The following is a 15,567-nucleotide window of genomic DNA, read 5'->3' as shown; positions in this document are numbered from 1 at the left end:
CCGTCCGTTACTCTGGATCCTGACTTTCGTCAGGATGACGGAGGGACTGGGGATGACGGACAACTTACGGCCGGAAAGCCCCGATCCCGGCGATCGCCATCTTCGGCTGCCCTGTCGCGACGCTCGTGAAGCCCAGCATCAGGTACCGCGCCTGGCGCGGCTTCGCGAAGGTAATGCGCTGCGTCGCGCGGGCATAGGCGATGTTGCCGAACTCTCCCTCGCCCGCCGGCGTCCAGGTCTTGCCGTCCTCGCTCGTCTCGACACGATAGCGCCCCGGCGGGCCGGCATCGGGCAACGCCTGACGCGTCGGCGTCAGGCTGAACCCGGCAACCTGCTCGGCCTTCCCCATGTCAATCATCAGCATGACCGGGCTGGTCGGGGTCGGCGCAGGCGTCGTCCAGACGGTTGCGAGATCGTCGTCGAGCACCGCCTCGGCACCAGCGAGCGGCGGCTTCACCGCACCCGCCAGCGACACCGCCTTGCCCGAATCCAGCGACAGAGGCGCGCCCTGCGTCGCGCCCGCGATCGTCCACCCCGTCTTGGCGATGATCTTGTTGCCCGTCGCCTGCGACGCCGCGACCGCGATCGGCGCGACGCTGAGGAACAGCGACAGCTCGGTGATCGCGGGGCACGCGGGCGCCTCGACGATCCGCAGCCGCACGCGGCGCGCGGTGACGGGCGCGGGCAGCCGGACAATCCGCTGCGCACCGATGCACTCGTGCACCGCGACCTCGCGCCATGCGCCCTTCGCATCCGCCACGTCGATCGCGAACTTGGTCACGCGCACGCCGAGCGCCAGCGCCTCTCGGATCCGGATCAGGTCGAACCGGCGACCCGGCGGCAGGTCGAGCACCAGCGACGGCGTCTTCACCGCGTCCGGCGTGCTCCAATAGGTGTCGGGATTGCCGTCGAGCACGTTGCCGGGCGCAAACCTCGGCCCGCGCACCGCCGAGGCGCTCGCCACCGCGCCCTTCGCCAGATCGGTCCTGAAGCTCGCGCGCAACGCATCGCCGAACGACTTGAGCGACGCGAGATCGGGCTCCGCAATAAGCCCGCGGCGATCGGGCGGCAGGTTGAGCATCATGTTCGTGCCCCGCCCGACCGACTCGTCGTGGAACTGCATCAGCCGCTGCGGCGACTTCACCTGCAGATCCTCGTCGGCATGATAGAACCAGCCGGGCCGGATCGACGTGTTGGTCTCCGCCGGCCACCAGAGCGGCGCACCGCGCACGCCCGAATTGCCCTCGGCCTGCACGTACGGATGGTTCGGCATCGTCGGCCAGCACGGATCGCCCGCATGCCCGTCCTCGTTGCCGACCCAGCGGATGTCCGCGCCGAGCGGATCGAACGTGCACGCCATCGGCTGCAATTTATGAACCAGCGCGATGATCGACGGCCAGTTATAATATTTCGGCGCATCGATCTTCCGCGCCTCGCGCGCGCCGCCGTAATAGCCGTCGCCACCGTTCGCGCCGTCGAACCATACCTCGAACAGCTCGCCGTAATTGGTGCACAGATCGGTCAGCTGTGCGCGAAAATACTCGACATACGCGGGCGTCCCGTAATCGGCGCGGTTGCGGTCCCAGGGCGACAGATACAGCCCGTAAGAAATCCCGCCGCGCCGGCACGCATCGCCCAGTTCGCGGACGATGTCGCCCTTGCCGCCCTTGTACGGGCTGTTGCGGATGCAATGCTCGGTGAGCTTGGTCGGCCAGAGGCAGAAGCCGTCATGATGCTTGGCGGTGAGGACGAGGCCGGTCAGCCCCGCGCTTTTCGCCGCCGCGACGATCTGGTCGGGATCGAACGCGGTGGGGTCGAACAGCTTGGGGTCCTCGTCGCCATAGCCCCATTCCTTGTCGGTCCAGGTGTTCAGCGTGAAGTGGACGAAGCCGTAACGCTCGCGCTTGTGCCAGGCGAGCTGGCGCACGCTCGGCGTCGCCCCCCAGGGGGCGGGCGCACCGATGGGCGCAGCGGCATTCGCACGACCGGCGGCCGCAGTCGCGAGCGTACCCGCGATCAACGCGCGGCGATTGAGATCCAAGGTCATCGCGAAACTCCGGTTGTTGCTGGCGGCCGATCGGCAGGCGCACGGCCAAAATCACGGTTGGGCGTCGCGCCCATCTCGAACACGAGCCGCCCGCCGCGAACGATATCGGCATGCGCGACCCAGCTCTTCGTCCAGGGACGGCCGTTCCACGTCACCGACTGCACGTAAGGCCGGTCGGGACCATTGCCGCGCGCCTCGACGACCAACGTCCTGCCCCTGCCGACGCGCATCTCGGCCCGGTCGAACAACGGCGACCCGAGCACGTAGTTCGCGCTCACCGGATCGACCGGATACAGCCCCAGCGCGCTCAGCACGTACCACGCGCTCATCTGCCCGCAATCGTCGTTGCCGATGATGCCGTCGGGATCGTCCCTGTACATCTCGGTCAGCAGCCGGCGGACCATCGCCTGCGTCTTCCACGCAGCACCACAATAGGCATACAGATACGCGACGTGGTGGCTCGGCTCGTTGCCATGCGCATATTGCCCGACCAGCCCGCTGATGTCGGGCGGCGCGTCCTTGGGCAGCGTCGATGGCGCGTTGAACAGGCCGTCGAGCTTCGCCTCGAACTTGGCATCGCCGCCCATCGCCGCGATCAGCCCGTAGACGTCGTGCTGGTTGAGGAACGTCGCCTGCCAGCCATTGCTCTCGGTATAATCGCGCCACTTCGACGCATGGCCGAGCGCGATCGGGTCGTACGGCGTCGTCCACGTCCCGTTCGCGAGCTTCGGCCGCGCGAACCCGATCGACGCATCGAACACGTTGCGCCAGTTGCCGCTCCGCTTGCGCAACCCCGCCGCGTCGGCGGTCGCCCCCGCTGCATCCGCCAGATGCGCTGAGGCGTAATCGTCATACGCATATTCGAGCGTGCGCGAGACCGACTCGAACACCGTGTCGGCGGGGATGTAACCCATCGTGTCGTACGGCTTGATCCCCAGGCTGTTGTCGAGATTGGGCATCGCGAAATCGAACGACCGGCGGCGGACGTTCGGCCACGCCGCGGCATAGTTCGCCGGCACGCCCTTCGCGCGCGCCTCCGCCATCACCGACACCGAGTGCCAGCCGATCATGCAGCCCGTCTCGATCCCCTGCAACGGCCAGACCGGCGGGCCGTACGGGCTCTGCTGCGTCTGCCGGATCAGGTCGCCGACGAGCTCCGCGGTGCGCTGCGGCTCGATCAGCGTGAGCAAAGGATGCAGCGCGCGATACGTGTCCCACATCGAATAGCTGCTGTACGCGCGGTCCTTCCCCGTAACGCTGTGCACCTGCCGGTCGAGCCCGACATAGCGCCCGTCGACATCGGAGAAGAGCGTCGGTGCGAGCTGCGCATGGTACAGCGCGCTCGCCATGATCGTGCGCTGCGCAGCCGTCCCCCCCTCGACGCGGACCGCATCGAGCGCGGGCGCCCAGCTTTTGGTCGCATCGGCACGGTAGCGATCGAAATCCCAATGCCGCGCTTCGGCGGCAAGGTTCGCGCGCGCGCCGGGGACGTCCACCGCGGAGATGCCGGTGCGGATCACGATCGGCGCGGCGCCCGCATCGTCATAATGCAGCACCGCCTTGACGCGCTTGCCCGCGACGCCCTTCGCGCCCACCGCCTGCGGTGCCTCGCCATCGCCGTAGAAGACGATCCGGTCGGGCTTGCGCGACAGCTGCATCGCGAAGTGGATCCGCCGCCCCTTCGCCCAGCGGAATACGCGGCGGCTGCCGGTCAGCATCCCGGTCGCGTCGAGGTTGAGCGAGGCGTCATCGATCAGCACGCCGTGATCCCATTTGTCGAGGATCAAGTGCGACAGGTCGACCAGGATGTGCCCCGCCCCCGCCGGGAAGACGTGGCGCTGGATCCCGGTCCGCTCGGTCGCGGTCAGCTCCGCGCGCACGCCCGATTCGAGCGTCACGCGGTAATAGCCGGGCTCGGCATGCTCGGCGGTGAAGCGCTGGCGATACCCCGCATCCGGATCGGCGAGCGTCCCCGGGGTCAGCTGCACCTTCCCGCGCGTCGGCACCACCAGCACGTCGAGCATGTCGCCGATCCCGGTGCCCGACAGATGCGTGTGGCTGAAGCCCATGATCGACGTGTCGGTGCGGTGATAGCCCGAGCACGCATCCCAGCGCTCGACATCGGTGTCGGGGCTGAGCTGCACCATCCCGAACGGCAAAGTCGCGCCCGGATAGGTGTGGCCGTGCCCGCCGGTGCCGACGAACAGGTCGGGCGCGGTCGCATTGACCGGCTTGGCGGCGAAGGTCGCGCGCGCGGTCAGCGCGAGCGCACCGCTCCCGGCGAGCAGCGAACGGCGGGTAATCTTCATGCGCGGACTCCGAGAAGCGCGGGGCGTTTGGCGGCGATGTCGACGATCAGCTCGCCAAACAGACCGTTGGCCCAGGCGAACCATGACCGCGTGAACTTGGCGCCATCGTCTTGGTTGAAGGATTCATGCATGAACCCGGTGCCGCCATGCGTCGTCTTCAGCGCGGCGAGGCTGCGCGCGACGGTCGCCGTGTCGCCGGTCTCGAGCGCGTTCAGCGCGTGCATCACGATCGCCATCGGCCAGATCTCGCGCAAGCCGGTATGCGGGCTGCCGATCCCCTCCGCCGCCTTGCCGGTGAAGAAATAGGCGTTGTCCTTGCTCCACGCGCGCGCGGCGGTGCGCCGCCAGAGCGGATCGTCGGCCTTCACCGCGCCGAGATAGGCAAGCCCCGACAGGCTCGGCACGTTGGCGTCGTCCATCAAGATCGCGTTGCCATAGCCGTCGGTCTCATACGCCCAGACCGGCTGGCCGTCGGCGCCTTTGGTCATCCCATGCAGCCGCAACGCCGCCTCGACCTCGTCGGCGAGCGCGGTGGCATCGGCGGCCAGCGCCGTGTCGTGCCGCGCGCGCGTCGCGAGTTCCGCGACCTGACGCAGCGCGCGCACCGCGAAAATGTTCGACGGGATCAGGAACGGCAGCACGCACGCATCATCCGACGGGCGGAACCCGCAATGGATCAGCCCGACCGGCCGCGACGGCGGGCCATAGCCGTCGAGCGCCATGCTTTCGCCGACGATCGGCGACGACCGGCGGAAGCGATACGGCCCCGGCCCGTCCTTGCGCTGCTGCTCGCGGAACGTGCGGATCGACGCGCGCGCGCCGTCCGCCCACAGCGCGTCGAACGGCACGGTATCGCCGGTCGCCTGCCAATAGGCGTGCGCGATCCACATCGGGTAGCAGAGCGAATCCACCTCCCACTTCCGCTCGCCGACGCCCGGTTTCATCACCGTATCGTCGCTAAGCGACCAGCTCAGATTGGTCTTCGCCGACGGGTCGTGCATGAACGCATTGGCATAGGGGTCGATCAGGATGCACCGCGCCTGTCGCGCGATCAGCCCGCGGAACAGCGTCCGCAACGCCGGATCGCGCTTCGCCAGCGGCAGATACGGATGGACCTGCGCCGAGCTGTCGCGCAGCCACATGCAGTCGATGTCGCCGGTGATGACGAACGCATCGGGCTTACCGTCGACGCTCCCCATGAACACCGTCGTGTCGAGCGTGTTCGGGTAGCAATTGCCGAACATCCAGGCGAGTTCGGGATCGCCGATCTTCGCCGTGACGCGCGCGATCTCCGCCTCGACCGCGCGGCTGGTGTAGCGGCGATCGCCGAGCTTCGGGCGCTTGCTGACGAACGACGGCGCGGCCGCGCGCAGCGGTCCGGCGAGGCCAAGCGCCGCGGCGCCCGCGATGAGCATCCGACGGTCCATCATTTCGGCAAATCCTTGGTGCCCGTCACGGTAAAGACGGTATCGACCCCCGGCCCGTCGCCGGGCTGGCCGCCACCGATATACAGCCGGTATTCGCCCGGCACGACGCGGCGAGTGCCCGCCGCATCGACGCTGCTCATCCCCCGCGGATCGATCGTGAACTTCGCGCGCACCGTCTGCCCCGGCTTCACTGTCTCGCGCCTGAACCCGACCAACTGGCGTTGCAGCACCGGATCGTTGAAGCGCGGCTTCACCGCCGGTTCGGGCGGCACCAGATACGCCTGCACCACTTCGTCGCCCGCCATCTTGCCCGTGTTCTTCACCGGCACCTCGACCGTAAAGCTCTCGCCCGCAGCGATCGTGCTGCGCAGCAATTTGGGTGCAGCATAGGCGAACTGGGTATAGCTCAGCCCGTGCCCGAAGCTCCAGAGCGGCGTGCCGGTGAAGTAGCGATAGGTCCGCTCGCGCATGTTGTAATCGATGAACGCGGGCAGATCGCGCGTCTTCGCGTAGAAGGTCAGCGGCAGGCGCCCGCCCGGATTGTTCCGGCCCGTCAGCGTCTCGGCGATCGCCTGACCGCCTGCCTGCCCCGGATACCAGCCGACGAGAATCGCATCGGCATGCGCCTTCGCCCAGGTGAGCGCGACCGCGCTGCCCGTCATCAGCACCACGACCAGCGGCTTGCCCGTCGCCTTGGCGGCTTCGAGCAACTTCACCTGCGCGGCGGGCAGCCCGATATCGGTCCGGTCGCCACCCGAGAAGCCGGCGACCTCGATCTGCAACGCCTCGCCCTCGACCGCGGGCGACAGCCCGACGAACGCGACGATCGCATCGGCCTCCTTCGCCGCGGCAACCGCCTCGGCGATCTGCGCCTCGGCGGGCGCGGTCCAGGTCAGCCGCAGCCCCTGATCCTCGCCGCTATGCGCCAGCTCGACGCGGATCGCATGCGCGCCCGCGGCCAGCGTCACCGCCGCCTCGACGGCCTTGCCGCTGCCATCGTCGTCGGCGACCAGCTTGTCGTCGATCCACAGGCGCGCCGGATCATGCCCCTTGCAGTCGAAACAGCGCGGCACGTCGAGCCGGAATACATAGTCGCCCGCCGCCGGTGCGGTGACACTGCCCGTCCAGCGCACCGAGAACGCCGCCGGATCGATGCCCGGTGCGGGCGCGGTACGATCCCAGTCGAAATCGATCAGCCGGTCCGCGCGTACCACCGGCTTCCCTGAGAAATTGCTCGCTCTAAAATACTCGCCGCGCAGTGACAGCGCGGTATCGGGCACCGGCACCGGCACGCCCTCGGCGATGCTCGACCCTTGCGCATAGCGCACGCCCGCGAACGCCGTACGCAGCGCCGCGAGCGGCGTGACGGGCGCCGCAGCGGTGCCGTGATAATTCGCCTCCAGCACATCGACACTGTCGGCATTCGGCCCGATCACCGCGATCTTCGCTGAGGGTTTGAGCGGCAGCACGCCGTTGTTCTGGACCAGCACCATCGCTTTCCGCGCCGCCTCCAGCGCCAGCGCACGGTGCGCGGGCGTGTCGAACTCGGTCGGCTTGATCTTGTCCCAAGGGCTCGTCGCGCCGAACGCGCCGCCGAGCATCCGCCGCACCGCGAACGTCCGCGTCAGGCTCGTGTCGATCGTCGCCTCGGGCACCAACCCGCGCCGCACCGCATCGCCCAGCGCCGCGTAGGTCTTCCCGCAATTGAAATCCATCCCCGCGGTAATCGCCGCCGCCGACCCGCTCGCGGAATCGGGCCGGTAATAATGGTAATTGGCGATATTCCCGACCGCGTCGCAGTCGGACACGATCAGCCCCTTGAAGCCCCATTGGTTGCGCAGCGTTTCGGTCAGCAACGGCGCCGACGCGCACACGGGGACCCCGTGGATCGCATTATACGCGCACATCGTCGACAGCGCCCTGCCCTCGGTCAGCGCCATCCGAAACGCCGGCAGATACGTCGCCTCGCGGTCATGCGGCGAGATGTCGACATCGAACCCGTCGCGCCCCGCCTCGGGCCCGCTATGCGCCGCCAGATGCTTCGGCGTGGCGATGACCTTCGGGTGCGCCAGATCCGGCCCCTGCAACCCGCCGATGAACGCGACGCCCAGGCGCCCCGTCAGATATGGATCCTCCCCATACGTCTCCTGCCCGCGACCCCAGCGCGGATCGCGGAAAATGTTGATGTTGGGCGACCAGATCGTCAGCCCCTGATACCGCTCGCGGTCGCCCGCCGGCAGCGCATTGGACTTCGCCCGCGCCTCGGTCGACACGACGTCACCGACGCGCTTCAGCAGCGCCTCGTCCCAGGTCGCGGCCAGCCCGATCGCCTGCGGAAACACCGTCGCGACGCCGTTGCGCGCGAGCCCGTGCAGCCCCTCGTTCCAGTAATCATAAGCGGGCAGCTGCAACCGCGGGATCGCCGGCGCGACGCTCTGCAACTGCGCCGCCTTCTCGTCGAGCGTCATGCTGCGGACGGCCGGATCGACCGTCTGCGCGAGTGCGGACGTGGCGAGCAGCAGGCCGGGAACGAAGGCAAGCCGCGCAAGCTTGGACGAGAGGCAACCCCTCCCCCCATCCGTCATCCTGGGCTCGACCCAGGATCCAGGGCCACGGGCGCCGCGGTTCGTGGCTCTGGATCCCAGCTTTCGCTGGGATGACGGGGTGGTGGCAATGCGCATCACGACTTCACCGCCGCAACGCCCGCCAGTGTGCGGACCGTCAGCGCACGCCGCAGCGCCGCCTCGGACTGCTTCGACGCAATGGTCACCGTAACACTCTCCCCCGGCAGCAGATCGAACGCATTGTCCGACGGCGTCGCCTCGACCTTGCCGAAATCGATCCACACCGCGCGCGCCAGCTTGCTCGCGGTCAGCGTCAGCCGATCGCCCGCCCATGTCGCGGTCAGCCCCGGATCGGGCAAAGTCATCGTCTTGGGCGCCGCCGACACGAGCGCGCGCGACGTCACGCGGCCCTCCACCAGCAACTCCGCCACCGCGATCGTCCGCGCCGGATCGCCGCCCGCGAACAACCCCGCATCGGGCAAGGTCGCGACCGCCGTTGCGGACAAGGGCGCAAGCGTCGCCGGCGTCTCGGTCGCCGCCAGGACCTTCCCGTCGACGTCGAGCGTCCGCACGCGCCACACCGCCGCAGTCGGCACCGTCGCGTCCGAGATCAAACTGATCTTGGTCGCCCCGTCCTTGCGCGCGGCCGCGATCGCCAGCGGCGCATAGAAATGCCGCGCGCGGAATTGCAGCGCCTTCCAGCGACCGTAATAATCGATGCTCGCCCAAGACGCGCCCGGCCACACATCGTTGATCTGCCAGAACAGCGACCCCATCGTCACCGGCCGGCACGCCCGGTGATGCAGCGCGGCGAGTTCGATCCCCTCGGCCTGCATCATTTGGCTGAGATACACGAACTCGGCGAAATCGCGCGGCTCGCGGTATTTCTCGCGGATGTAGAACAGCAGCCGGTCGTTGCCCTCGCCCTTCAGGAACTTCTGGTGCGCCTTCATCACCGGCGACGTCGGCGAGAAGTCCGCGTCGGTCGCAAACGTGCGGATCGTTTTCATCTCGGGCATCGACTGCAGGCCATATTCGGACATGAAGCGCGGGCAGCTGTCGAGATACGCCTCGACCGGTTTCTTGCCGCCCCACACGTCCCAGTAATGCCGGTCGCCATCGCCATCGATGTCGGGCTTGTCCTCGTAATTGCTGCTCGGCGAGCCCGGCCAGTACACCGCATCGGGATCGCGGCGCTCGGCGGCATCGCGCAGCACGCGGTCGAAGATCACCGCCATGCCGACGCCGATCCGCTCCTGCTCGTCCGCGCCGACCGCCTTCTTGTACGCGATCCGGTCGGACCAGTTCGCCCAGCCGCTCAGCACTTCGTTGTTGCCCGACCACAGCACGATCGACGGGTGCGCCTGGAGCCGGTCGACCTGTTCCTCCGCCTCGATCCGCACGGTCTCGCGAAAGTCGCGATCCGGCGGCGTCACCGCGCCGCCGAACATGAAGTCCTGCCAGACCATCAACCCCATCTGGTCGGCGATGTCGTAGAACGCGTCGTCGAGATAATAGCCGCCGCCCCACACGCGGATCATATTCATGTTGGCGTCGCGCGCGCCGGCCATGACGGTGCGGATCTGGCTTTCGGGCACGCGCGCGGGGAACATGTCGAACGGGATCAGGTTCGCGCCCTTGGCGAACACGGGGATGCCATTGACGACGAACGCGAACCCGCGCCCCTGTGCGTCCTTCTCACGGCGCAGTTCGACGGTGCGCAGACCGGTGCGGCGCTGTGCGGAATCGATCGTCGCGCCGCCGTCAGTCAGCGTCGCCTTCACCGTGTAGAGCGGCTGCGCGCCATAGCCCGCGGGGAACCAGCGCTGCGGGTTGGCGATGCTCACCGGCACCGCGACATGGCTCGCGCCCGCCGCGACGGTGACGGTCCGTGCCGCCTGCGTCACCCGACCATCGGGCCCGGTCACCGCGACCTGCACCGTGACCGGCCGTTCCGCGCCCGCGACCACGTCGAGCTCAGCCGACAGCCGCGCCTCGGCTTTGGTCAGCGCTTCCTGCGTCACGCGAAACGCCTCGATACGCGCGTCGTCCCACACCTCGATCCGCGCGGGCCGCCAGATGCCCTGCGTGACGATCCGCGGGCCCCAATCCCAGCCATATTGGTATTTGGGTTTGCGGATATAGGGCGAGGTCTGCTTGCCCATCGGCTCGTCGCCATAGATCGAATCATATTCGCCGGGCAGCGGATGCGCGGTCTTGAGCACCATCGGCTGCAACGTGCGGATCGGCGAGCGGAACGTCACGAGCAGGTCGTTCCTCCCGGGCTTCAGCACCGCCTTGACCGGCACGCGCCAGCGCCGATGCGCATTGTCCGCGGCGAGCAGCTTCGTCCCGTTCAGCCGCACCTCGGCAAAGGTATCGAGCCCGTCGAACACCAGGTCGACATGATCGCGCGCCAGCTGTTCGGACGTCATCTTTAAGGTGGTGCGATACTGCCAGTCGGTCAGCCCGACCCACTGGATCTTCGCCTCGTTCAGCCCCTTATACGGATCGGGTACGATCTTCGCCGCCATCAGATCGGTCTGCGCGCTGCCCGGCACGGTCGCGCGCAGCCACCGCGCCGCCTTCGGATGCGCCTTCGCCGCCGCGGTATCGGCCGGATCGATCCGCATCGACCAGCCGCTGTCGAGCACGACGCTGGTGCGCGGTGCCGCCCAGGCCGGGGTCGCAGCGACAGCGGCGAGCAACATAAGAGCCGTGCGCCGCATCACTTCTTCTCCAACAACTGCATCGATTCGACCGCGTAGAACGGCGACTCCATCGACGCCGTGAACGTCAGGCAGATATCCGCATCGCCCTTCCCCTGCGGCAACGTGCCGCGGAAGGTCATGCGGTTGGGGCTGGTCGCGGGGTTCGGCAGCGGGAAGGTTCCCGCGACGGGGCCGGTACAGCCACCGGTGCGCACCACGAGTTCGCCGTACGTCGTCACCGCATAGTGCCGCCGCAGCGCCTTCTCGTCATGCGCCAGCCCGTAATGCCGCGGCAGCCGCGCGACATCGACGGTGAACCCGCGCGCCACGTCGAGCGGCGCGGCCGGATACATCGTGCACGTGTCGAAGATGTTCACGTTGAACACCGGCGTGTTCGCGGTCGCCTCCGACGTCAGCGGCACGCGCAGCCCGATCGCGCCATCGGGGCATGCGACCAGATCCGAACTCGACCGGCGCAGTAGCGCGGCACGGCTCGTCTCGAACAGCCGCGGTTCCGCGGTCGGACGACCATCGGTCGTGAAGGCCGCGGCACGGATGGTGACGCCCGGCTTGACCGACAGCGGCGCGGCATACGCCTTCGACCGCGCCGTCGGCAGCTTGCCATCGAGCGTGTAGCGGATCGTCCCATAGCCCGTCTGCGTCGCGAGAGTCACCGGCACCTTGCCGCGACGCAGCGCATCGCCGCGCGTACCCTGCACCGTGAAATCGACCGCGAACGCGCTGTCCGCCGCGGCGATTCCGGCCCGCGCATAGCGCCCCATCTGCGGCTCCAGCCGCGCCACGAAGTTGTCGAAGTCACGCGTCGAACCGGGCGACCAGGTCCGCTCGGCAAGCGCCGACAGCCGCGGGAAGGTCGCATGCTCGAGCTGCTGCGGCGTCACCAGATATTCGCTGAACGCATTGATCTGCGCGCCCAGCACATGCTTCGCCTTGTCGGGCGCGAGACCCGCAGGCGCAGGCTCATACGCATAGAGCCGAGCCAGCGTCACGATCGCATCGCCGTTCGAGATACGGCCCGGCGGCTCGTCGCTCCGCCCGCTCTGCAGGCTGTCGAGATACAGGATCGGCGCGGGGCTCAGCACCACGTCATGCCCCTGGTTCGCGGCCTCGACCGCGCCCTTCTCGCCGCGCCACGACATCACCGACGCCGACGGCGGCAGCCCGCCCTCCAGAATCTCGTCCCAGCCGATCAGGCGGCGACCATGCTTGGCCAGATACTCGCCGAGCTGATCGATCATCCAGCTCTGCATCTGCATCTCGGTCTTGAGGCCTAGCGCCTTCATCTTGGCCTGCACCGCGGGCGAGCGCTCCCACTGGTCCTTGACCGCCTCGTCACCGCCGAGATGGATGAACTGCGACGGGAACACCTCCATCAGCTCGTCGAGCACATGCTTGATGAAGGTCATGCTGCGGTCCTCCGGGCTGAACAGCCACGGGTTCACGCCCCAGTCGTGACCGACCGCAGGCCGATCGCCGAGCACACCGACTTCGGCCGGATAGGAGGCCACCGCTGCCTGCGCATGGCCGGGCAGGTCGATCTCGGGCACGATCGTGATCGCGCGATCCTTGGCATAGGCGACCAGCGCCTTGAGCTCGGCCTGCGTATAGAATCCGCCGACCTTCTCCCCCGGCGCACCACCCGCCGACGGCGGCGTCCGCCACGCGCCGATCCGGGTCAGGTCGGGATAACGCTTGATCTCGACGCGCCAGCCCTGATCGTCGGTCAGGTGCAGATGCAGCACGTTCATCTTCTGCGCGGCGAGCTGATCGACCATCGCGTACAGCGTCGGAACGGCCACGAAATGCCGCGCCGGATCGATCATCAACCCGCGCCACTTGAAGCGCGGCGCATCGCGGATCGTCATCCCCGCGAGCGTGACCTGCTTGCCGATCGCCGCATCGGGGCTGAGCAGCTGCGCCAGCGTCATCGCGCCGTGGACGAGGCCCGCGTCACCGCTCGCCGCGATCGTCACGCCCTTCCCATCGACGCTCAGCACATAGGCCTCGTCGCCGGCCACGCTCGCGTCGCGAACGAAGCGGATCGGCCCCGTACCCGCGTCACTCGCCAGCGACAGCCCACGCACGACCTTCACCTGCTGCGCTAGCAGCTTGGCTGCGATCTTCGCGCCGGCATCGCCCGCGACGATCCCGGCGCCCTCGCCGATCGTCAGCGTCCCCGCCTTCGCCTCGATCGAGGCGGGCATCGGAATGAGCTTCGGCCCCTCGGCCACCGCCGCGGTCGAGGTCATCAGCAGCACGAGCACCAGGGGGCGGAGACGGATCATGTAGGGTCCTTCGGTAATTGCGCCGGATCGGGCGGGAAGGCGGCGGAGCCGGCCTTGAATGGTTCATACTCACGGACGACGCCGCCTGCGCGCGCACCCTCCGTGGTCAGGATATCGACGGTCACGGTGACGGGCGTGAGACGGCCCGACCAGCTTGCGGACACCGTCGCGGTGCCCCCCGGCGCGATGACCGGAAGCGCCTGTTCGCCCTCGCCGAGCACCACGCGATCGCCGCCCATCGCGCGCCAGTGCAACCGCGCACCGACCAGCGGATAGGAGGGCAACGCCCCCTTTGCGGCGCCCATGACGGTGGCGGTGAAGCCGGTCGGCGTCTCGCCCGCCATCGTAAGATCGACCTTCGCGGAGACCGCACGGTTGGCGGCTTCCCACGCGAAATAGCTCGGGCGGCGCTGGCGGTCGGCATCGACGAGGCCGTGGTCGACATACCCGTCCGCGAGCCCTGCGAAGAGGTTCTTGTTCGAGCGATAATCCGCATAGCTCCAGAAGATCGCGCCGCCCACCCAGGGCCGCGTCGCGAACGCCGCGAGCTGGTCCTTGAGATTGTCGGTGCGCGCCACGTCCGCGCTCGCGCTGTCCTTCGAGAACGGCCCAGGCCAGCCGAATTCGGAGATCACGAGCATCCGGTCGGGGTACGCCTTGTCGAACGCATCGAGCCACGGCCCCACTTTGTCCGCGCCGCCGCTCCAGGTTCCGAAATAGGCGTTGGCCATGACGAAGTCCGCCTCGACCAAGGCGGGCACGCGTACGGCACGCTCCGCGATCTGCGAATCCGCGAACGTCACGAACCGGCCGGGATCGACCGCGTTGATATGCGCCTTCATCGCCTTCACGAAGGCGAGCCCCTGCGGCGTCGCAGCCTCGCTCTCGTTCATCACGCTCCACGCGAGCACGCTCGGATGATTGCCGCTCTCGGCGATCATCTCGGCCATCATCGCCTTCGCGTGCACCAGCAGCCGCGGATCGCCCAGTTGCGCCGCCGTCATCTGCCAGATCGGGATTTCGGGGATCAGCAGCATGCCCGCGCGGTCGGCGGCATCGAACACGCTCTGCGGCTGCGGATAATGCACCGGCCGCGTCAGTGTGACGTGCAGCGCGTTCAGATCGCGCATGTCATGCAGGATCGTCCCGCGCGTCTCGGCGGCGCCTTCCCACGGCGAATCCTCGTGCCGAGCCACCCCGGTCAGCCGCACCGGCATGTCGTTCACGTACAGCCTCCGGTCGCGGATCGCGAGCGTGCGCAGGCCGATACTGTCCTCGCGTCGATCGAGCATCACGCCGCGTTCGTCGCGCAGTTCGGCGACGATCCGGTACAGCTTCCCCGCGCCGATCTGCCACCGCTGCGGTTTGGTGATCGTGAGAGCTGCATCCGGCGTCGCGGTCGACGCCGCGGCCACCGTCACGGCTTGCGTCGCGCGTGCGACCTCACGCCCATCGGGATCGATCGCGATCGCGGTCAGGCCGTAGCGATGCGGCGTGGTGTCAATATTCTCGATGCGGACGCCACTCGTGACCGTCGCGCTGTCGGCCTTCAGAAGCTGGCGGATACGCTGGCGGCGGATCAACCCGCGCTCGGCAATCCGCAGCGACACGTCGCGCGTGATCCCGCCGCTGTGCCACCAGTCATACCAGACGTTCCCCGAGCCTTGGAGACGCATCGCGTAGCCCGGGATCGTCGCGAACCCCGGCCGATCGTCGGCGGACACGACGATCCGGTTCGCGCCCGGCTTCAACACCTTCGAAACGTCGAGATCGAACGCGGTGTGCCCGCCCTCATGGGCGCCGACGAGCGTCCCGTTCACCCAAACGCGCGCGGCGTAGAACACCGCGTCGAAGTGCAGTTCGAGATGCTTGCCAATAATCGCGTCGGGCACGACGAGCGTCCGCGCATACCAGCCGACGCCCTCCGAATTCGCCCCGCGCGACAGCGGCCAGCTATGCGGGACGACGACGCTCTCGGCCCCCGCCGGATCGGCCTTCAGCCACGCCGGATCGGCGGGGGCGTCCTTCGCCAGCCAGAAGCTCCACCCCGTATCGAGGTCGAGCTGCTCTGCGGTGGCGGGCACCGGCGCCAGCATCAGGACGGCCGAGGCGAACCCGGCACTCCCGTGCCAGATCCGCCGCAACCCTGCCCTGATACATCCCGATATCATGCGTGCCGTCGTACTTCCGTAGAGGAGGGTGG

The 15,567-nt window shown here is 68.3% G+C and carries 7 protein-coding genes; all 7 read right to left on the bottom strand.

The window, feature by feature from the left end:
* Window positions 1–64: 64 nt before the first annotated feature.
* The 7 genes from EV283_RS13845 to EV283_RS13815 all read right to left on the bottom strand — a co-directional run bounded on the left by EV283_RS13845 (window position 65) and on the right by EV283_RS13815 (window position 15,535).
* Window positions 65–2,047 carry an alpha-L-fucosidase gene (locus tag EV283_RS13845; RefSeq protein WP_130326347.1) on the bottom strand — a complete coding sequence of 661 codons (1,983 nt, stop codon included), beginning with the start codon at window positions 2,045–2,047 and terminating at the stop codon, window positions 65–67.
* A complete protein-coding gene (locus EV283_RS13840; RefSeq protein WP_130326345.1) occupies window positions 2,044–4,356 on the bottom strand; it encodes a GH92 family glycosyl hydrolase in 2,313 nt (770 codons plus the stop codon). Before EV283_RS13840 ends, EV283_RS13845 begins: the two co-directional genes overlap by 4 nt.
* Entirely contained in the window at window positions 4,353–5,786 is a 1,434-nt protein-coding gene (locus EV283_RS13835; RefSeq protein ID WP_130326343.1) for a glycoside hydrolase family 125 protein, read from the bottom strand. Before EV283_RS13835 ends, EV283_RS13840 begins: the two co-directional genes overlap by 4 nt.
* Window positions 5,783–8,368, bottom strand: a complete 2,586-nt coding sequence (locus EV283_RS13830) for a glycoside hydrolase family 3 C-terminal domain-containing protein (RefSeq protein ID WP_130326341.1) — start codon at window positions 8,366–8,368, stop codon at window positions 5,783–5,785. The genes EV283_RS13835 and EV283_RS13830 overlap by 4 nt, the downstream gene beginning before the upstream one ends.
* A 95-nt stretch (window positions 8,369–8,463) precedes the next feature.
* Window positions 8,464–11,076 (bottom strand): glycoside hydrolase family 2 protein, encoded by a 2,613-nt coding sequence (locus EV283_RS13825; RefSeq protein ID WP_130326339.1) that lies wholly within the window; start codon window positions 11,074–11,076, stop codon window positions 8,464–8,466.
* Window positions 11,076–13,364, bottom strand: coding sequence for a family 20 glycosylhydrolase (locus EV283_RS13820; protein WP_130326337.1), 2,289 nt, complete (start codon window positions 13,362–13,364; stop codon window positions 11,076–11,078). Before EV283_RS13820 ends, EV283_RS13825 begins: the two co-directional genes overlap by 1 nt.
* Window positions 13,361–15,535, bottom strand: a complete 2,175-nt coding sequence (locus EV283_RS13815) for a glycoside hydrolase family 2 TIM barrel-domain containing protein (protein ID WP_130326335.1) — start codon at window positions 15,533–15,535, stop codon at window positions 13,361–13,363. The genes EV283_RS13820 and EV283_RS13815 overlap by 4 nt, the downstream gene beginning before the upstream one ends.
* Between the last annotated feature and the right edge of the window lie 32 nt (window positions 15,536–15,567).

Source organism: Sphingomonas sp. BK036 (assembly GCF_004216825.1).
Taxonomy (GTDB): domain Bacteria; phylum Pseudomonadota; class Alphaproteobacteria; order Sphingomonadales; family Sphingomonadaceae; genus Sphingomonas.
Note: the sequence above shows the minus strand (reverse complement) of the source record. Positions and strands in the feature narration are given on the sequence as shown.